At 63.7% G+C, this 20,308-nt stretch carries 15 protein-coding genes and 1 pseudogene; all 16 read left to right on the top strand.

The window, feature by feature from the left end; all coding sequences use genetic code 11:
- Positions 1-236 precede the first annotated feature (236 nt).
- The 16 genes and pseudogenes from PQR54_RS02095 (at position 237) to PQR54_RS02020 (ending at position 20,297) form a co-directional block, all read left to right on the top strand.
- A complete protein-coding gene (locus PQR54_RS02095; protein WP_408244240.1) occupies positions 237-1,289 on the top strand; it encodes a LacI family DNA-binding transcriptional regulator in 1,053 nt (350 codons plus the stop codon).
- Between the two features lie 113 nt (positions 1,290-1,402).
- Positions 1,403-2,422, top strand: coding sequence for an ABC transporter substrate-binding protein (locus PQR54_RS02090; protein ID WP_408243866.1), 1,020 nt, complete (start codon positions 1,403-1,405; stop codon positions 2,420-2,422).
- A gap of 431 nt (positions 2,423-2,853) precedes the next feature.
- Positions 2,854-4,428, top strand: coding sequence for a sugar ABC transporter ATP-binding protein (locus PQR54_RS02085; protein ID WP_408244239.1), 1,575 nt, complete (start codon positions 2,854-2,856; stop codon positions 4,426-4,428).
- Entirely contained in the window at positions 4,418-5,455 is a 1,038-nt protein-coding gene (locus PQR54_RS02080; protein ID WP_408243865.1) for an ABC transporter permease, read from the top strand. Before PQR54_RS02085 ends, PQR54_RS02080 begins: the two co-directional genes overlap by 11 nt.
- Before the next feature lie 46 nt (positions 5,456-5,501).
- The gene (locus tag PQR54_RS02075; protein ID WP_408243864.1) at positions 5,502-6,461 is read left to right on the top strand and encodes an ABC transporter permease; all 960 of its coding nucleotides are present in this window, start codon (positions 5,502-5,504) and stop codon (positions 6,459-6,461) included.
- A 680-nt stretch (positions 6,462-7,141) separates the two neighbouring features.
- Positions 7,142-7,912 (top strand): ferredoxin--NADP reductase, encoded by a 771-nt coding sequence (locus PQR54_RS02070; protein ID WP_012431444.1) that lies wholly within the window; start codon positions 7,142-7,144, stop codon positions 7,910-7,912.
- Positions 7,913-8,347: 435 nt separating this feature from the next.
- Positions 8,348-9,226, top strand: a complete 879-nt coding sequence (locus tag PQR54_RS02065; RefSeq protein WP_408243863.1) for a sensor histidine kinase — start codon at positions 8,348-8,350, stop codon at positions 9,224-9,226.
- Positions 9,227-9,236: 10 nt separating this feature from the next.
- A complete protein-coding gene (rqpR, locus tag PQR54_RS02060) occupies positions 9,237-9,893 on the top strand; it encodes a response regulator transcription factor RqpR (RefSeq protein WP_012431442.1) in 657 nt (218 codons plus the stop codon).
- A gap of 319 nt (positions 9,894-10,212) precedes the next feature.
- On the top strand, positions 10,213-11,604 hold the full coding sequence (gene bcaP / locus PQR54_RS02055) for a branched-chain amino acid transporter BcaP (RefSeq protein ID WP_408243862.1): 1,392 nt from the start codon (positions 10,213-10,215) through the stop codon (positions 11,602-11,604).
- Positions 11,605-12,580: 976 nt separating this feature from the next.
- Entirely contained in the window at positions 12,581-13,099 is a 519-nt protein-coding gene (locus PQR54_RS02050; RefSeq protein WP_408243861.1) for a (2Fe-2S)-binding protein, read from the top strand.
- Positions 13,100-13,109: 10 nt separating this feature from the next.
- Positions 13,110-15,490, top strand: a pseudogene (locus PQR54_RS02045) (xanthine dehydrogenase family protein molybdopterin-binding subunit).
- A gap of 22 nt (positions 15,491-15,512) precedes the next feature.
- Positions 15,513-16,310, top strand: a complete 798-nt coding sequence (locus PQR54_RS02040) for an FAD binding domain-containing protein (protein ID WP_408243860.1) — start codon at positions 15,513-15,515, stop codon at positions 16,308-16,310.
- A 129-nt stretch (positions 16,311-16,439) separates the two neighbouring features.
- Positions 16,440-17,327, top strand: a complete 888-nt coding sequence (locus PQR54_RS02035; RefSeq protein WP_408243859.1) for an AAA family ATPase — start codon at positions 16,440-16,442, stop codon at positions 17,325-17,327.
- A 5-nt stretch (positions 17,328-17,332) separates the two neighbouring features.
- Positions 17,333-18,715 (top strand): vWA domain-containing protein, encoded by a 1,383-nt coding sequence (locus tag PQR54_RS02030; RefSeq protein WP_408243858.1) that lies wholly within the window; start codon positions 17,333-17,335, stop codon positions 18,713-18,715.
- On the top strand, positions 18,706-19,302 hold the full coding sequence (locus tag PQR54_RS02025; protein ID WP_408243857.1) for an SRPBCC family protein: 597 nt from the start codon (positions 18,706-18,708) through the stop codon (positions 19,300-19,302). Before PQR54_RS02030 ends, PQR54_RS02025 begins: the two co-directional genes overlap by 10 nt.
- Positions 19,275-20,297 carry an XdhC family protein gene (locus tag PQR54_RS02020; protein WP_408243856.1) on the top strand — a complete coding sequence of 341 codons (1,023 nt, stop codon included), beginning with the start codon at positions 19,275-19,277 and terminating at the stop codon, positions 20,295-20,297. The genes PQR54_RS02025 and PQR54_RS02020 overlap by 28 nt, the downstream gene beginning before the upstream one ends.
- Positions 20,298-20,308 lie beyond the last annotated feature (11 nt).

Here is a 20,308-nt window from a genome sequence, read left to right as displayed (position 1 = left end):
CGCGCGACCGAGAATCGCACGACAAAGCACGATCGTCAATATTATTAGTAATAAACCTGTCGGGTGCGTGTCGTGCATCAGGCGATGCAGGCCTCCCAAATGACGGGTTACCGCGCGTTGCCGCGCGCATATTATTAGTGGTACCGTCAGGCACCAGGATGCCCCCGGCACGCCCCAGCTTTAGCGCCGCTGCAGCGGCCCGCACAATGAAAAAATCGACTCAACGCCGTCCGACCATGACCGACATCGCCAAGCTCACGGGCGTGTCGCAATCGACTGTCTCGCTGGTGCTGAACAACGCGACCGGCGCGAAGTTCTCGGAGACTACCCGCAACAAGGTGCTGAAGGCCGCGCACGATCTCGGCTACCGGCTCTCGCTGCGCGAGCCGGTGTCGTCTTCGGCCGATGAACGCAATCTGATCGTCTATCTCGCCGACGAGATTTCCACCAGTCCGCATCCGGTCGTGAACATCGACGGCGCGCGCGATGCCGCCTATGCAAGCGGCAAGATGCTGGCGGTCTATTCGACGCACGGCAACGCCGACATCGAGAAGCAGGTGTTGGACACCACGCTGTCGAATCCGCACGTGTTCGGCGTGATCTACGCGACCGTCTACACGCGCAAGGTGACGCCGCCGGCGGCGCTGTCGCAGGTGCCGACGGTGCTGCTGAACTGCTATACGGGCGAAGGCGGCTTTTCGTCGGTGGTGCCCGCCGAGGTGGCCGGCGGCCATCTGGCGACCGACTATCTGCTGCAGTCCGGACATCGGCGCATTGGCTATATCAACGGCGAACCCTGGCAGGACGCGTCGAAGGATCGCCTGAAAGGCTACCGCACCGCGCTCGCCACCGCCGATTTGCCCTTCGCCCCGGAAATGGTGCGCGACGGCGACTGGAGTTCGGGCCTCGGCTTCGAACTGACGCTGTCGCTCATGCGCGAGCCCAATCCGCCGACGGCGATTTTCTGCGCCAACGACCTCACCGCCATCGGCGCGATCGAAGCATTGAAGCAACTCGGCCTGCGCGTGCCCGAAGACGTTTCGGTGCTCGGCTACGACGACCAGGAAATCGCCCGCCACACGCATCCGCCGCTCTCGACGGTCGTGCTGCCGAACTACGAACTGGGACGCTGGGCCGTCGAGACCTTACTGCAGGAAGAACACAATCGGGCCGCCGGCGCGCCGGTCCGGCATCGCATGGTGAAGCTTGACGGTCCGCTCGTCGAACGCGGCTCGGTCAGGGTAATTACCGAGGCAAAAAAGCCAATAATTAATATTATTAGTGATTGACCGATAATAATTCTGGATGGAATAATCGGCACGTCCGGTGGGGCAGATCAACGCTGGCCGGCAGGAGAAATTAAAAGCAAATACACCTACCTCACCAGGTACTGGAGGAAGACATGGCGTCGCTCAACACGCAGTCGCGCAGACACGTGCGCAAGCAGCAGATTCGTCCGCTGGCGGGTTCGCTGCTGGCTCTGGCAATCGGTTTCGGCATCGCCACCGCGCACGCCGACGACGCGCTGCCGAAGTTGGCCAGCAAGACTCCGCTGAAGGTCGGCTTCGCGCAGACCGAAAGCAACAATCCGTGGCGTCTGGCGGAAACCAAGAGCTTCAAGGACATTGCCGCGAAGTGCGGCTGGCAGTTGGTCATGACCGACGCCAACAGTTCGAACTCCAAGCAGGTATCGGACATCCAGAACATGATCGCGCAGCACGTCGATCTGCTGGTGTTCCCGCCGCGTGAAGAAAAGCCGCTTGCACCGGTCGTGCTGCAAGCTAAAAAGGCCGGCATTCCGGTGATCCTGGTCGACCGCGACGTCGATCAATCGGTCGCCAAGGCGGGCCGCGACTACATCACCTTCATCGGCTCGGACTTCATCGATCAGGGCCATCGCGCCGCTGACTGGCTCGTCAAGGCGACGGGCGGCAAGGCGAAGATCATCGAACTCGAAGGCACCACCGGCGCGTCGGCCGCGAACGATCGCAAGAAGGGCTTCGACGAAATCATCGCGAAGAATCCGGGCATGACGATCATCGCGTCGCAAAGCGGCGACTTCGCGCGCGACAAGGGTCGCCAGGTGATGGAAACGCTGCTGCAGGCGCATCCGGACGTGACCGCCGTCTACGCGCACAACGACGAAATGGCGCTCGGCGCGATCGCCGCGATCAAGGCTGCCGGCAAGCAGCCGGGCAAGGACATCCAGCTCGTCACGATCGACGGCACCAAGGGCGGCATGGACGCGATCGCGGCCGGCGAACTCGGCGCGAGCGTGCAGTCGAGCCCGTTCTTCGGCCCGCTCGCGTGCGACGTCGCACAGCGTTACGCGAAGGGTGAAAAGATCCCGACGTGGGTCAAGGTGTCCGACAAGTTCTACGACAAGAGCAACGTGCAGCAGAACATGCAGTACGGCTATTGATCGCGAATCGCCGCTGTACGCGCAGTTTTGAAGTTTGAGCGCTGTGCCGTAGCGGAGCGTTCACCCGCTCCGGCCGCGCCCCGAAGAAGGAAGTCCCCCGCCTCGAAGCAAGTCCTGCTTGAGACATCGGGATCGGGGATTGCCTTGCAGGACGTCCCCGCCCCGAATCTGTCTCCTCGGGGGGCGGGCGACGGGAAGGGTTCGGAGCGACGCGTTCGTGGCAGCACGAACCGTCGCTTCGCTTTTATGCGGCGTAACATGGTTCGACGACACCGCCTGCATCAGAGCCCGAACGAAGGGCCACACTGGCTCGCACGTGCAGCGCATGGCGCGCACGCAGCAAATCAAGCAGCAGCATCAGGAGGACACCCGTGACGGAATCCGGCAAAGAGACGCCACACTCCCCCCTTAGCCGTTCGCCGCTGCTCGAGATGCAGGACATCGGCATCAGCTTCGGCGGCGTACCCGCGTTGCGCAGCGCCAATCTGAGCGTCGCCGCCGGCGAAGTGCATGCGCTGATCGGCCAGAACGGCGCGGGCAAGTCGACCATGATCAAGATCCTGACCGGCGCGTATCGGCGCGGTTCGGGCAGCGTGCGCTTTGAAGGACGCGAAGTCGATTTCCGCACGCCCAAGCAGGCGCGCGAAGCCGGCATCAGCACGATCTATCAGGAGATCAATCTGGTGCCGTTCCGCTCGGTGGCGGAGAACATTTTCCTTGGCCGTGAGCCGCGCCGCTTCGGCTTGATCGACTGGCGCGCGGTGCAGCAACGCGCCGCCGCGCTGCTCGAATCGTTCGGTTTGCAGATCGATGTGAAGAAGCCCGTTGGCCGCTATTCGACCGCGATCCAGCAGATGGTGGCGCTGGCGCGCGCGGTGTCGTCGGACGCGAAGATGGTCATCATGGACGAGTCCACATCATCGCTCGATGAACGCGAAGTGGAGTTGCTGTTCACTGTAGTGCGCAAGCTGCGCGACGACGGCCGCGCGGTGATTTTCGTATCGCACCGGCTCGATGAACTGTACGCGCTGTGCGACCGCGTCACCGTGATGCGCGACGGCCAGACGGTCGCGCAAAGCACGATGGCGGAAATGGACAAACTGCAACTCGTCACGACGATGCTCGGCCGCCAGCTCGCCGCCGTTGTGCAGGACGACGCCGAGGCGCGCGAAGCGAACCTCGCGCGGCGCGGCAAGCAGATGATCGCCGCCACGCAACTGAGCGCGCACCCGAAGGTGAGCGACGTCTCGCTCGAAGTTCACGCCGGAGAAGCAGTCGGCCTCGCGGGCCTGCTCGGCTCGGGCCGCACGGAAACCATGCGGCTGATGTTCGGCGCCGATCCGCTGGAGCAAGGCTCGCTGTCGATCGGTGGCGAGACAGTGACGTTGAAGTCGCCGCAGGACGCGATCTCGCGCGGTCTCGCTTATCTCACCGAAGACCGCAAGGCCGAAGGCATCGTCCCCGAACTCTCGGTGCGCGACAACCTCACGCTCGTCTGTCTGCGCACGCTGGCGAAGAACGGCGTGGTCGACGTGAAGAAGCAGCAGGCGATCGTCGATCGCTTCATTGCGTCGCTCGGCATCAAGCTGCGTTCCGCCGATCAGCCGATCCGCGAACTGTCGGGCGGCAATCAGCAGAAGGTTCTGCTGGCGCGCTGGCTGGCCGCCGAGCCTTCCCTGCTGCTGCTCGACGAACCGACGCGCGGCATCGACGTCGGCGCCAAAGCGGATGTGGCGAAGATCGTGCGCGAGTTGCGCGACGCGGGCCTCGCCGTGCTGCTGTCCGCCTCCGAACTGGAAGAGCTGACGGCCGTAGCCGATCGCGCGGTGGTGATTCGCGACGGCCGCACGGTTGCCGAACTGAACGGCGCCGACATGAGCGAGACCTCGATCATGGACGCCATCGCCTACGGCAGCGACGGCCATTCGCAACTGGCCGAAGCCGCGCAAACGGCAAACGCCGCACACATCGAAGACGCGTTGGAGGGCGACCGTCATGGCGCTTAAGTTGCACACCGAATCGCTGCATACCGAGCCGCGCGTCGGCGAAACCGCCCAGCAAACTAAGGCTGCGCCGCCTGCCACCGCGGCAACGACGGTGCGTAAATGGCGCCAGCTCGCCATGCAGCGCGAAGTGATCGTGCTGCTCGCGATGGTGCTGTTCAACCTGATCTTCACGCCGCACTTCTGGTCGCTGCAAACATTCAACGTCAACATGACGCAGGTGGTGACGATCGTGATCGTCGGCATCGGCATGACGCTGGTGGTCGCGACCGGTGGCATCGATTTGTCCGTGGGCGCGTCGATGGCGATCTCCGGCGCGCTGGCGCCGATGCTGTTTCTTAACATTGCCGGCCCCGCCGGCATCGCGCTCGCGTTCGTGCTGCCGGTGCTGGCCGCCGCGCTATGCGGCGTGTTCAACGGCTTGCTGGTGACGAGGTTATCCGTCCAGCCGATTGTCGCGACGCTGGTGCTGTTCATCGCCGGACGCGGCATCGCGCAAGTGGTCACCGACGGCAGTCTGCAAGCGTTCAACACGCCCGCCTTCCAGTGGATCGCGCTTGGCAAGGTCGCGGGCGTGCCGTTTCAGGTGCTGCTGATGCTGGCGCTGGTCGTCCTGTTCGCGTGGGTCGTGCGCAAGACGCTGTTCGGCCAGTATCTGCTGATCACCGGCGGCAACGAAAAAGCGGCCTATCTGTGCGGCGTGCCGACGGCCACCGTGAAGCTGATCGCCTACACGCTCTGTGCGGCGCTCGCGGGACTCGCAGGGCTGATCTCGATCTCCGTGAATTCGTCCTCGGATGCGAACGTGGTCGGGCTCGGCGTCGAGCTCGATGCGATCGCCGCGGTCGCCGTTGGCGGCACGGCGCTGACGGGCGGTAAGGCGTATATCGGCGGCACGCTGATCGGCGCGCTGATCATCCAGTTGCTGCGCTACACGCTGCTCGCGCACGGCATTCCCGACGCGGCGGCGCTGGTGGTGAAGGCCGGCATCATCGTCGCGGCGGTTTATGTGCAGCGGCGTTCGCGCTAAGTCTCGCTAACTCACGCGCCTCAGAGAAAACTCCGGACTCGATGCGATGAAAAAGAATCTTCCTATCCTGCTCGCGCTGGCCGCGCTCGTCGTATTCGGCCTCGTGCGCTACGAGCATTTCGGCTCGGCGTACAACATCACGTCGTTCTGGCGCTACAACTCGATGTTCGCGCTCATCTCGGTCGGCATGGCGTTCGTGATCATCACGGGCGGCATCGACCTGTCGGTGGGTACGGTGGCGGCGCTAGCGAGCGTTGTCGCCGCGCTGACCAGCGTGTACGGCGGTTGGGTCGCCGTATTGGCGGGATGCGGCGCGGGGCTCGCGGTCGGCGTGCTCAACGGACTGATCATTACGCGCCTGAAAATCCTGCCGTTTATCGTCACGCTCGCGACCAGCCTCGGCGCGCACGGCGTCGCGCTGCTGCTGGGCAAGAACGATGCGGTGTCGATTGCCGCCGAGTCGAACTTCGGCAACTTCGGCCAGGGCGATCTGTTTGGACTGCCGATTCCGGGCATCGTCGCCGTGGTGGCGGCGGTGGCCGGCTGGCTTGCGCTGCGCAGTACGCGCTTCGGTCGGCACTCGCTGGCGATCGGCGGCAGCGAGGAAGCCGCGCGACTGATGGGCCTGAACGTCGACCGCACTCTCGTGATGGCTTATGCGGTAAGCGGCCTGCTCGCCGGTATGGCGGGCGTGATCCTCGCCGCGCAGTTCGGCGCGGGACAACCTAACGAAGGTGTCGGCTGGGAGTTGTTCGCGATCTCGGCGGTCGTGCTCGGCGGAACGTTGCTCACCGGCGGTGAAGGCTCGATCGCGATGACGATTGCCGGCGTGCTGCTGCTCGGACTGGTGTTCAACCTGCTGAACTTCGAGAACGGGCTGGGGTTCATCAGCTTGTCGGCGTACTGGCAGTCGGTGATTCGCGGCGTGTTCCTGCTGCTGGTGATCGTGTTGCAGGCTCGCGTGTTGAAGCAGCGCGGGAAAAAACGGGTCGCGGCTCCGGCGTGATTGGCGCGAATTGCGCGCGGGTTGGCTGATCCATTTGAAACGGCGGTGTGACGGCTTGGAGTGCAGCGCTGTTTCGTTGCTGCACTTCCCGTGTCTGGGAGTAATTAAACCGGCACACAGCCGAATCCTTACCCCACCTAGTATTGCGGCGTACCGGACAGCCGCAAATCCGCTTTTGTGTACCAACTCGGCACGGTCAAAGCCAACCCGGCAAAAACCTCGTCTCGCACCCGTCGCGCGTCCCGCCACGATCCTTTTCCTCACCGTTTGTCACGCTTTTGCCAGTTTTATCAGCAGGGTCAATGCTGCAGCGCATGGCGGGTTTCGGTATGATCCTGAAAATGTTGCCCGCGCGGCGCGCCTACCCGGCGCATCCCGGACAACCGATGGCAGCCGCCCTGCGCGGCATTCGCCCATCGCCGCACCCCTGCTGAAGCGCGTAGCCGCACCACGCCAACGTATTTCGCGGCGCCGATCGCAAAGACAGCCGGCGCCGACGCTTCCAGGTCCGGTAACCCGCATCACCACGCTCAACCGCCGCGCCGCAGCCCCCAGGCAGCGGGCGCGGTAAAATAGCGGATTGCGCGTGATTCCCTTATGGGTTAGCGCAGCATCGCCCTTGCCGTGCCGGCCGGCTCAAAACGACTGGCCGCCCTTGTTTTCGCACTATCCAAGAAGCCATGAGCAACCTGAATTCACAAACCGTCCTGAGCGTCCATCACTGGACCGATACGCTTTTCAGCTTCACCTGCACGCGCGACCCGGGGTTCCGTTTCGAAAACGGCCAGTTCACGATGGTGGGCCTCGAAGTCGACGGCAAGCCGCTGATCCGCGCCTACAGCCTCGCGAGCGCGAACTACGAAGAGCACCTCGAATTCCTGAGCATCAAGGTGCAGGACGGCCCGCTCACGTCGCGTTTGCAGCATCTGAAAGTCGGCGACGAAGTCCTGATCGGCAAGAAGCCGGTCGGCACCCTGATGGCCGACAACCTGCTGCCGGGCAAGACGCTGTGGCTGTTGTCCACCGGCACGGGCCTCGCGCCGTTCATGTCGATCATCAAGGATCCGGACATTTATGAGCGCTACGAGCGCGTCGTGCTCACGCACACCTGCCGTTTCGTCGACGAGCTGGCGTACAAGGAATACATCACGGATCACTTGCCGGCGCACGAGCATCTGGGCGAGCTGGTTCAGGAAAAGCTGCTGTACTACCCGACTGTCACGCGCGAACCGTTCCAGAACCGCGGCCGTATCACCGAACTGATCGAAACCGAAAAGCTGTTCGCCGACCTCGGCGTGCCCGGGTTCTCGCTTGAAAACGACCGCGTCATGCTCTGCGGCAGCCCGCACATGCTGCGCGACACGCGCAAGCTGCTCGACGACGCAGGCTTCCAGGAAGGCAGCAACAACTCGCCGGGTCACTACGTGGTCGAGAAGGCCTTCGTCGGCTGAGTCACGTTCGGATCTTCGCGGCCCACTCTGCCGCGAAATCAGCAAAAGGAGCCTTCGGGCTCCTTTTTTTTGCCCAGTTACAATTTGGCGTCGCCAGACTGACATTCGGTGTCGGTATTCTTCCTACAAATCGGGCGTTGCAATTCATCAACCATTGCGTGAAATGTAGGCGCTAACCCTTGGTGCGCCTGCATTTTTTCTTTTAATGAGATATCATCGCGGCGCATCATCAGTCGAATCGACTCGCCTGCCTTGGCCCATCCGCCATGTTACTGAATGTAAATTTCGTTACGTCACACTGTAGCGATTCGTCCGTTGCGCCCTAAGTGCGACGGCCTGCACCCGGAGGCTAGAGACCCACATGCGTTCTTTCGTCTTCGCGCCGCTAATGCGCACCCGCTTCGCTGTCCACAGCGCTTCCTGACAGGGAAAGTCATGGATACGTCGACTGTCGTCCCGTTCACCGCCTCTCTTGCTTCGTCACCAGCACGTGACGGATTCGACGTGTGCGCCTCTGCCGAGCCGGTTGCGCTGACTTCGCCCGCCGATCGGGAACTGGCGCGGCTGCGCGCCCGGGTGCGCGAACTCTCGGCCGAGCTGGTTCAGGCGCAGGAAGCCGCTTGCCGGCACGTGGCGCGTGAACTGCACGACGGCGTGGGCGCCGAGCTGACGGCGACGCGTTTCGCGCTCGCCGGCGTCGAAACCTGGTTGCCCGCCGACGCGCCGCCGCAGTGCGCCGCCGCGCTCGCCGTGGCGAACCGGTCGCTCGACGCCGTGTGCGAGGCCAGCCGTCAGGCTGTCGCGGAATTGCATGCGCCGTCGCTCGAGGCCGGCATTGTCGGCGCGCTGGCCCATTGGACCGGCGACTTCGCCGCACGCACGCAATTGCGCACGAGCTTTGTGTGCGCCGCCGACGTGCGTCTCACACGCCTGCCCGCCGACGCCACGCTGGCCGTGTTCCGCGTCGCGCAGGAAGCGCTGAACAATATTGCCAAGCACGCGCGCGCCGAATCTGCCGACGTGCGGATCGAAACCAGCCGCCGTCACCTCACGCTGATCATCAGCGACGACGGCGTCGGCCTCACGCGTAACGCCCGCAGCCGCCTTGGCCATTTCGGCCTGAGCGGCATGCAGGCGCGTTGCGCGGCTTTCGACGGCACGCTGCGCGTGAGCGCCCGGCGCGCCGGTTCGGAGCGCGGCGAGAACAACGAGAACGGCAAGGCGTCGCGCGGCACCCTCGTTCGCGCGCGTTTTGCCTGGGACGCGATGCTGGCGCACGCGCCACGCGCGGCCCGGCACGCGCTGCAATCGTGAGTACGCCATCATGAGTCTGCGCATTCTGCTCGCCGACGACCACGCCGTGGTTCGCCAGGGCGTTCGCCAGTTGCTGCTCGACCGCGGCGTGGCGCGCGAAGTCACCGAAGCGCAAAGCGGCGCCGAAGCGCTCGACGCCGCTGCCCGGCACGCCTACGACGTGGTGCTTCTGGACATTTCGCTGCCCGACATGAACGGCGTCGAAGTGCTCAAACGCATGAAGCGCAAGGCGCCGCGCGCGGCCGTGCTGATGTTCTCCATGTACCGCGAGGACCAATATGCGGTGCGCGCCCTGAAGGCAGGCGCCGCCGGCTACCTGTCGAAAACCGTCGACGCCGCGCAGATGATCAGCGCGATCAAGCAGGTTGCGGCGGGCCGCAAATACGTGAGCCCGGCGATGGCCGAGGCGCTGGCCGACTACGTTTCCTTCGACGGCGAACAGTTGCCGCACGAAAAGCTCTCCGACCGCGAATATCAGACGCTGTGCATGCTCGCGTCGGGCAAGCGGCTGACGGATATCGCCGTGGCGCTCTCGCTGTCGGTGAAAACGGTCAGCGTGTACCGTACGCGGCTGCTCGAGAAAATGAAGCTGCGCAATAACGCCGAGCTGACGTTCTATGTGATGAGCAACCGGCTCATCGATCTGAATCCGGCGATGGCGGGCTGACAGCCGCTCGACGCCGCCGCGGCGCTGTGTCGGTATGTCGCTGTCTCGCCGTGTCGCTGAACGACTCGCCCTGGCCGAGGCTCCTTTTCAAGAAAGCGATTCCCGCCTGGCTGGCCACGCATCGAGCGAAAGCTTTGCGGCCATTGCTTGTCCGGCGGACGAAGGCCCCGCCCGAATCACGTCTGCCGGGGATTTTCGGCCCTGCGTATCAGTGCCAAAAAGCACGTCCCAAAATGGTGCAAGGGCATGCATCCGTTAAAATTGTGGGTTTCCCGACATTCGGCGCGCATCACGCGTGCACTACTGGAGACCCCCGCCAATGTCCCTGTTTCGCAAGAAAAGCGTCGAGCACATGATCGCCGCGAGTGCCCAGAACGCCGGCCTCAAGAAAGCGCTCGGTGCGCTCGATCTGACATTTCTCGGCGTCGGCGCCATTATCGGCACCGGTATTTTTGTGCTGACTGGCACGGGCGCCGTGCAGGCCGGTCCGGCGCTGATGATCTCGTTTCTGATCGCGGCGATTGCCTGCGGTTTTGCCGCGCTCGCCTACGCCGAATTCGCCTCGACGATCCCGGTCGCCGGGTCGATCTACACCTATTCGTATGCGACGCTCGGCGAACTGGCCGCGTGGATCATCGGCTGGGACTTGATGCTCGAGTATGGGCTGGCCACCTCGGCGGTATCGGTGGGCTGGTCGGGTTATCTGCAATCCTTGCTGTCGGGCTTCGGCGTGTCCTTGCCGGTGGCGCTGACAGCGGCGCCCGGCGCGTTGCCCGGTCATGACACGCTCTTCAACCTGCCCGCCTTCCTCGTGATGATGGCGATCACCGCGCTGTTGTCCGTCGGCGTGCGCGAGTCGGCGCGGATCAACAACATCATGGTCGCGATCAAGGTCGTCGTGGTGTTGCTGGTGATCGGCGTGGGCGTGTTTCACGTGACGCCGGCCAACTGGCATCCGTTCATGCCGAACGGCTGGAACGGCGTGTTCGGCGCGGCGGCGGTGATGTTCTTCGCGTTCATCGGATTCGATTCGGTATCGTCCGCGGCGGAAGAGGTGAAGGATCCGAAGCGCGATCTGCCGATCGGGATCATTGCGTCATTGGGCGTTTGCGCCGTGTTGTACGTGGCGGTGGCCGCCGTGGTGACCGGCATCGTGCCGTCGGCGCAGTTCGCGAATATTTCGCATCCGGTTTCGTATGCGTTGCAGGTGGCAGGTGAGAAATGGGTCGCGGGGTTTATCGACCTTGGCGCCGTGCTGGGCATGCTGACGGTGATTCTGGTGATGGCTTACGGGCAGACGCGGGTGATTTTCGCGATGTCGCGGGATGGCTTGTTGCCTGAGCGGCTGTCGCGGGTGCATCCGCGGTTTGCTACGCCGTTTTTTACTACCTGGCTTGTTGGGATTTTCTTTGGGTTGATCGGGGCGCTCGTGCCTTTGAATGTGTTGGCTGAGTTGATCAATATCGGTACGTTGGCCGCGTTTTCGATGGTGTCGATTGCGGTGCTGGTCTTGCGGAGGACGCATCCGGATTTGCCGAGGGCGTTTCGGTGTCCTGGGGTGCCGGTTGTGCCGGTTTTGGCGGTGGCCGCTTGTCTGTTTTTGATGGTTAATCTGCAGGCTGTTACGTGGGTGGCTTTTGTTGTCTGGTTGTTGGTTGGGATGGTGATTTATTTCGGCTATTCTCGGCGGCATTCCAAGTTGAGTAAGTGATTTTTCTTGAGTGTGTGGCGAGGCTTTTTTGTTGTGGGCGCTACTGTGTTGGCCTTTCCTTGAGGTCACGGCGGTGTATTAGCGTTGCCCCTGTGCGGGGCGGCACCTACTTTCTTTGCCGCGGCAAAGAAAGTAGGCAAAGAAACCCGCTTCGCACCGCTAGCTCATAAGCGGGTCCCTCGCACAGCTACGGTAGTGGCGCATCTGGAATCTGTGTCATCGCGCATTTTGCGCCGGGACAATGCGCTCATTCTTCCGGCGACGCTTCGCGCGCCGTCGCGGTATTCATCCAACCAGCGTTGACTCGTACGACAGCAGCGTTTCCCAAATTCTGGGTCCGTCTTTCGTGCCGATGCTCCTCTCAAGTCTCGGCCCGTCTCGCGCGAGTGGCAATACTAGAACCACGATCCTCTCTCGCCGCCGCATTTCCCAAGCCGTCGTTTTCGGTTGCTGCAGAGGGGGTCCCTTCAAACGCGTCCATGTCAGCGCATCGCCGAGGCGAAGCCGACGGCCCCCGCACCGCACAAACGAGTCCACTCAAGCGGACCGTTCCGGCGAGCACACCGTGCGAGGCGGGAAGCATGACGGCTGTGTCACTGACGGGGAATGTGCGAGAACACGGATTCCAGATGCACCACTGCCCCCTCCAAGCCAGGGGACCCACTTCTATGCTTGCGGTGTGAAGCCGCTTTCTTTGCCTACTTTCTTTGCGGCACGGCAGGCAAAGAAAGTAGGTGCCGCCCCGCACAGGGGCAACGCCAATAGATCACGAGCAAATCAAGGAAAGGCCAACATCAGAAACCGACAACCCCAAAAGCGCCCTGCGCAAAAAACCCCTCATAGCGCCCCAGCCCAATTTGTGCTTTACTTTTCTGCAGCCTTATAAAAACCCGAAGCCCCCCAATCGGACCCCGCGAAACAGGCAACAAAAGAAAAAGCAAAAGGTCCGGTCTCACCCCATCAAGGAGACAACTTCATGGCGATCAGCATCAGTCTGACGGTGAACGGCGCGCCAATCAGCGCGTCAATCGACCCTGGCACCCTGCTAGTCCAGTTCCTTCGCGACCAACTCCGCCTGACAGGTACGCACATCGGCTGCGACACCGCCCAATGCGGCGCATGCACAGTCCACCTGAACGGACGCGCGATCAAATCCTGCAACATCCTCGCGGTGCAAGCGGAAGGCGCGGACATCACCACCATCGAAGGGCTCGCCAAAGACGGTGCACTCCACCCCATGCAGGCGGCCTTCAAACACTGCCATGGATTGCAGTGCGGCTTCTGCACGCCCGGCATGGTGATGAGCTCGGTCTCACTGGTCCAGCGTCAACCGGATCTCACCGCCGACGACGTGCGCACCCAACTCGACGGCAATCTTTGCCGCTGTACCGGCTATCACAACATCGTCAAAGCAGTGCTCGAAGGCGCCGAAGGCATGAAGTCCGCCGACACGGCCACCGCCGCCGCGCAAGCCACCGCACCGGCCACCGCCTGAGGAGCCGACGATGAACGCACCCGACACTCACCTGATTGGCGCTTCCGTCGAACGTAAGGAAGACTATCGTTTCCTCACCGGCAACGGCCAGTACACGGACGACATCGTCCTGCCCCAGCAAACCTACGCGATATTCCTGCGCTCGCCCCACGCGCACGCGAAGATCAACAGCATCGACACCGCCGCGGCCAGACAGTCGCCCGGCGTAGTCGCGATCTTTACCGGCGCGGACATGGCGGCGGACAACGTCGGCGGCCTGCCGTGCGGCTGGCTGATCCATAGCACCGACGGCAAGCCGATGAACGAGCCGCCGCATCCAATCATCGCGCACACGAAAGTGCGTCATGTCGGCGACCAGGTCGCGCTCGTGATCGCGGATTCGATCAAGGCCGCCAAAGACGCCGCCGAATTGATCGAAGTCGATTACGACGTGCTGCCGGCCGTGGTGGACACCGCGCACGCAGCCGACGCCGGCCAGCCCGCCGTGCACGACGAAGTGCCGGACAACATCTGCTACAACTGGGGCCACGGCGACAAAGCGGCCACCGACGCCGCCTTCGCCAAAGCCGCGCACGTCACCACGCTCGACATCGTCAACAACCGCCTGATCCCGAACGCGATCGAACCGCGCGCGGTCAACGCGAGCTACTCGGTGCAGGACGACAGCTACACGCTCTACGTCGCGAATCAGAATCCGCACGTGGAGCGCCTGCTGATGGCCGCGTTCGTGCTGTCGCTGCCGGAATCGAAACTGCGCGTGATTGCGCCGGACGTCGGCGGCGGATTCGGTTCGAAGATTTTCCTGTACGCAGAAGACGTCGCGCTGACCTGGGCGTCGAAGAAAATCCGCCGTCCGGTGAAATGGACGGCCGAGCGCTCGGAAGCGTTCGTCTCGGACGCGCACGGCCGCGATCACGTGACCAAAGCCGAACTGGCCATGGACGCGGACGGCAAGTTCCTCGGCATGCGCATCCATACCACCGCCAACATGGGCGCGTATCTGTCGACGTTCGCGTCGAGCGTGCCGACCATTCTGTACGCCACCCTGCTCGCCGGCCAGTACGCCACGCCCGCGATCTACGCGGAAGTGAAAGCGGTCTTCACCAACACCGTTCCCGTCGATGCCTATCGCGGCGCGGGCCGCCCCGAAGCGACCTACGTCGTTGAGCGTCTGGTGGAAACGGCCGCGCGCGAGATGAAACTCGATCCAGCGGAGATTCGCCGCCGCAACTTCATCCGCGAGTTTCCGTACGCGACGCCGGTCGGCCTCACTTACGACACCGGCGACTACGAAACCATCCTCGCCCGTTCGCTCGAACTCGCCGATGTCAAAGGCTTCGCGGCGCGCAAGCAGGAATCCGAAAAGAACGGCAAACTGCGCGGCCTCGGCTACTCGTGCTACATCGAGGCATGCGGTCTCGCGCCGTCGAATATAGCGGGCGCGTTGGGCGCGCGGGCCGGTCTCTTCGAAGTCGGTCAGATTCGCGTGCATCCCACCGGGTCGGTCACCGTGTTCACGGGCTCGCATAGCCACGGGCAGGGACACGAGACGACCTTCGCGCAAGTGGTGGCCGACCGGCTCGGCATCGCGCTGGAGAGCGTCGAGATCGTCCACGGCGACACTGGCCGCATTCCGTTCGGCATGGAACGTACGGCTCGCGTTCAATCGCGGTCGGTGGCTCGGCGATCATGAAGGCGCTCGACAAGATCGAAACCAAGGCGAAGAAGATCGCCGCACATCTGCTCGAAGCCGCGGCGGAAGACATCGAGTTCAAGGACGGCGTGTTCCGCGTCGCGGGCACGGATCGCACCAAGGCGTTCGCCGACATCTCGCTCGCCGCCTACGTGCCGCACAACTACCCGCTCGACGTGCTCGAACCGGGCCTCGAAGAAAGCGCGTTCTACGATCCGACCAACTTCACTTATCCATCCGGCGCGTACATCTGCGAGATCGAAGTCGATCCGGAAACGGGTGTATGCCGGATCCAGCAGTTCACAGCGGTAGACGATTTCGGCAACGTGATCAATCCGATGATCGTCGAAGGACAGGTGCATGGCGGGCTCGCTCAGGGCATCGGCCAGGCGATGCTGGAGCGCTGCGTGTACGACAACGAGAGTGGCCAGTTGCTGTCGGGCTCGTACATGGATTACGCGATGCCGCATGCGTCCGATCTGCCGGACTTCACCGTCGAAACCGCGAAGGGCACGCCGTGCACGCACAATCCGCTCGGCGTAAAAGGCTGCGGCGAAGCGGGCGCGATCGGCTCGCCGCCGGCGGTGATCAACGCGATCCTCGACGCGCTCGCGCCGCTCGGCGTGACCGACCTGCAAATGCCGGCGACGCCGCATCGCGTGTGGTCCGCGATTCACGCGGCCAAGCAACCCCATTGAGATCCTGAGCGGAGCATTCGACATGTATTCATTCGAGTATCAACGCGCGACGGATCCCAAAGCGGCCGCCGCCAGCCTCACCGCCGACAGTGACGCGAAGTTTCTGGCCGGCGGTCAAAGCCTGCTGCCCACCATGCGGCTGCGTCTCGCGCAGCCGTCGCAACTGATCGACGTGACGCGCATTCCCGCGCTGAAGTCGATCACCGTCGACGCGAAAACGGTGACGATCGGCGCCGCCGTCTGTCACGCCGATGTGGCGGATCACGCTGAACTTCGGCGTGTCTTGCCGGGCCTCGCGGATCTCGCCGCGCACATCGGCGATCGCCAGGTGCGCGCGCTCGGCACCATAGGCGGCTCGCTCGCCAACAACGACCCGGCCGCGTGTTATCCGGCGGCGGCCGTGGGATTGGACGCGACCATCGTCACGGATCGACGGCGCATTGCATCGAGCGACTTCTTCGTCGGCATGTATGAAACGGCGCTGGCGCCCGACGAACTGATCGTCGCGGTGGAGTTTCCCGTGCCCGAGCGCGCGGCGTACGAGAAATTCCGCAACCCCGCTTCGCACTTTGCGCTGGTCGGCGTGTTCGTCGCGAAGTTTGCGAGCGGTGTGCGCGTGGCGGTGACGGGCGCGGCGTCGTCGGTGTTACGTGTGCCGGAGCTGGAAAGTGCGTTGTCGGCGAACTTCACGCCCGATGCCGCTCGCTCAGTGACGGTTTCGGCCGCCGATCTGAACACCGACATGCACGCGAGCGCCGACTATCGCGCGCATCTGATTCCGGTGCTGGCTGCGCGCGCGGTGACGAAGGCGAACGCTTAGCTTTTTCTTGCCGTTCGTGGCTGGTGTGCCTTGTGCCGCGGCACAGGACACACCGGCCGCATTTGCTCATGTGCGTTATGACCGCTTTGCTTCATCGGCATCGCTTCATTGCGCAGATTCGGGAACACCATGCAGCCCGCTTCAATCGACGACACCCTCGCTCAACTCGCCGCTCAAAGCTATTTCGCCAGCCGCGAGCTGGCGACCGCGCTGTATCTTGCGCTGCGCATGGAGCGGCCGTTGTTCGTCGAAGGCGAGCCGGGCGTCGGTAAGACGGAGCTCGCCAAGGCCGCGGCGGGCATGCTCGGCACGTCGATGCTGCGTTTGCAATGTTATGAAGGTCTCGATACGGCAAGCGCGCTCTACGAATGGGACTATCCGCGTCAGATCATGGCGCTGCGCCTCGCCGAAGCCGCCGGCGAACGTCCCGATAACGACACCTTGTATCGCGGCGAATTCCTGCTGAAGCGTCCGTTGCTGCAAGCGCTGATGCCGGATGAAAACCATCCCGGTGCGCGGCGCGTGTTGCTGATCGACGAGATCGACCGCGCCGATGAACCGTTCGAAGCCTTTCTGCTGGAATTGCTGTCGGACTTCCAGGTATCGATTCCTGAATACGGCACGGTTCGCGCGGAGCAGCCGCCGCTCGTCGTGATGACTTCGAACCGGACGCGTGAAGTACACGACGCGCTGAAGCGCCGTTGCCTGTATCAATGGATCGGCTATCCCGAGCGCGATCGCGAACTGGAGATCGTCGCCGCTCGCGCGCCGCAAACGTCGGCGGAATTGCAGCGGCGTGCGGTGGATTTCGTGCATCGGCTGCGCAGCATGGATCTGTTCAAGGCGCCTGGTATCGCCGAGACGATCGACTGGTGCCGCGCGTTGGAAGCGTTGTCAGTGACGGAGCTCGATCCGCAATCCGTGCACAACACGCTCGGCGTGCTGCTGAAGTATCAGGACGATCTGGCCCGCGTCGATGCCGGGCAAATCGCGCAGTGTCTTGCGGCGCCTGGATAGCCAGTATGACGAACTCCATCGACGCGAGTAACAGCGACGCCTCGGGACATAGCCCACGGCTAGACACCGGCAATAGCGACGCTTCAAGCGATCGCTCGCGCATTGGCCAGCCCGGCAAACGGGTTGTGGCGCCGCCCTCATCCGGCGAGACTACCGCCTCATCACCCGACGACACGCCCACACTCGCCCGCAACGTCGTCCACTTCGTGCGCGTGCTGCGCGGCGCCGGTTTGCCGATGTCGCCCGCGCAAGCCGTCGATGCGCTCGCCGCGCTGCATTGGATCGACCTGGGCCGCCGCGACGATGTGCGTGCCGCGCTCGCTGCGTCGCTAGTCTCCGCGCCCGACGAGCGCGATCTGTTCAACGCCGCATTCGACCTCTTCTGGCGCGATCCCGATTGGGAAGGCAAGCTGCGCGCGCTGCTTCTGCCGAAAGTCCGCGACGGGCTGCCGCCGCCCAAACGCAACAACCGTCTCGCCGACGCGCTTGCCGTGCGCGCGCCGACGTCACCGAATAGCAAAGCGCAGCAGGAAACCGAGCAACACGAATTGCACGCGCACGTCACCTTCAGCGCGGAAGAGCGCTTACGTCATCGCGATTTCGACACCCTTTCCGCCGATGAATGGCGCACCTTGCGTCATCTGATTCGCGGCCAGCGTCTGCCGCTCGCCACCGAACCGACGCGTCGTCTGAAAGCCGCTTCGCACGGCACGCATGCGGACTTGCGCGCGAGCGCCCGGCACGCGGTGCGCGCGGGCGGCGACTGGACCGTGTGGAAGTATCGCGCGGTGGTCGAACGCAAACCGCCGCTCGTGCTGCTGCTCGACATCTCCGGTTCGATGAGCAGCTATTCGCGCGCGGTGCTCTATTTCTGCCACGCGTTGCTGCAATCGCGCGAACGCTTGCAGGTGTTTCTGTTCGGCACCCGGCTCACCAACGCGACGCGCGCGCTGCGCGAGCGCGATCCCGACGTGGCGATCGCGACGCTCACCGAGCAGGTGGTCGACTGGTCGGGCGGCACGCGGATCGGCGCGGCGCTTGCCGAATTCAACCGCCGCTGGGCGCGGCGCGTGCTGACCGGACGGGCCACGGTTCTGCTCGTCACCGACGGCCTCGATCACGAAGCGATCGACGTACTCGACGCCGAGATGGCCCGCCTGCGCCGCTTCGCACACCGCATCATCTGGCTCAATCCGCTGCTGCGTTTCAGCGGCTTTTCTCCGAAAGCGCGTGGCGTGCAGGCGATCCTGCCCTATGTCGACGCGCATCGTCCGGTTCATAATCTAGACAGCCTGACGGCGTTCGGCCGCGACCTCGCGCAACTCACGCGCGCGCCGCGTCGCAGTGCCGGCGTCACGGGCACCGCAGGAGCGACATCATGGAATTGACCGAAACCCATACGCTGCCCGTTTCGCAGCAGCGCACATGGGAAGCGCTGAACGATACCGAGGTGCTGCGCGCCTGCATTCCGGGTTGCGAAAGCATCGACCCGGACGGCGAAAACGCCTATGTGGTGGCGCTGAGCGCCGCAGTCGGACCGGTCAAGGCGCGCTTCAAGGGGCGCATGCAACTCACCGACATCCAGGCGCCGAACTCGTACAGCATCGTATTCGAAGGCCAGGGCGGCGCCGCGGGCTTTGCCAAGGGTAACGCGCACGTCTCGCTCGAAGCCGACGGCGAGACCGCCACCAGGCTCAGTTACACGGCGAGCGCGCAGGTCGGCGGCAAGCTCGCGCAGATCGGCTCGCGGCTCGTCGACGGCGCGGCGCGTAAAATCGCAGGCGAATTCTTCAAACGCTTCGGCGCCCAGTTAGGCGGCGGCGATGAGGGCGCAGCGGCCCCGGATGCCGGGGAAAATGCAGCCGATGAAACGGTGCCGCACAATACAGCATCGAATGAAGCCGCGGACGGCGAGTCCGGCGGCGACGCAACGAAAAGGAAGAAATCATGGACAGCGTGGATCTCGAAGTCCTGAAGTCCAGCGCTCGCTGGCTGGAAGAAGGACATCGCGCGCTACTGGTGACGGTGGTGAAGACGTGGGGTTCGTCGCCGCGTCCCGAGGGCGCGATGCTCGCGGTGCGTGATGACGGACTCGTGGTGGGCTCGGTATCGGGCGGCTGCATCGAAGACGATCTGATCGACCGCGTGCGGCAGCGCGGTATCGAGCAAACGCGGCCGGAAGCGGTCAAGTACGGCATCACGGCGGAGGAAGCGCATCGCTTCGGCCTGCCGTGCGGCGGCACGATCCAGTTGGTGCTCGAACCGCTGACGCCGCAAAGCGGCATTGCCGAACTGTGCAACGCGGTCGAGAACGGGCGCCTCGTGGCCCGCGAAGTGAATATGACGACGGGCGCCACGCAGCTCGAAAACGCGCAAGCAACCGACGGCGTGGATTTCGACGGCGAGCGTCTGCTCACCATTCACGGTCCGCGTTACCGCATGCTCGTGATCGGCGCGGGACAGTTGTCGCGCTATCTGTGCAATATCGCGGTGGGGCTCGATTACCAGGTCACCGTGTGCGACCCGCGCGAGGAATACACCGAGGAGTGGAACATCCCCGGTACGAAGATCGTGCGCACCATGCCCGACGACACCGTGATCGAGATGAAACTCGACGAACGCTGCGCTGTGATCGCGCTGACGCACGACCCGAAGCTCGACGATCTCGCGCTGATGGAAGCGTTGAAAACGCCGGCGTTTTATGTCGGAGCGCTGGGTTCGCGAAGAAATAATCAGGCGCGGCGCGAACGTCTTAAAGAGTTCGATCTGAACGATACGGAGCTGGCCCGCTTGCACGGACCGGTCGGGATTTATATCGGCAGCCGCACGCCACCCGAAATCGCGGTGTCGATTCTCGCCGAGGTGACGGCGGCCAAGAACGGCGTCTCGCTGCCCACCTTGCTTCAGGTCGAAGGTGCGAAGGCGGCACGCGAAATCGCGGCTTCCGGCGGGGCGGCTTGCAGCGTTTGAAGATTTGTTCA

It is taken from the genome of Paraburkholderia phytofirmans (genome assembly GCF_046028095.1).
Taxonomy (GTDB): Bacteria; Pseudomonadota; Gammaproteobacteria; order Burkholderiales; family Burkholderiaceae; genus Paraburkholderia; species Paraburkholderia phytofirmans_A.
This window is presented reverse-complemented; position numbering and strand designations above follow the sequence as displayed.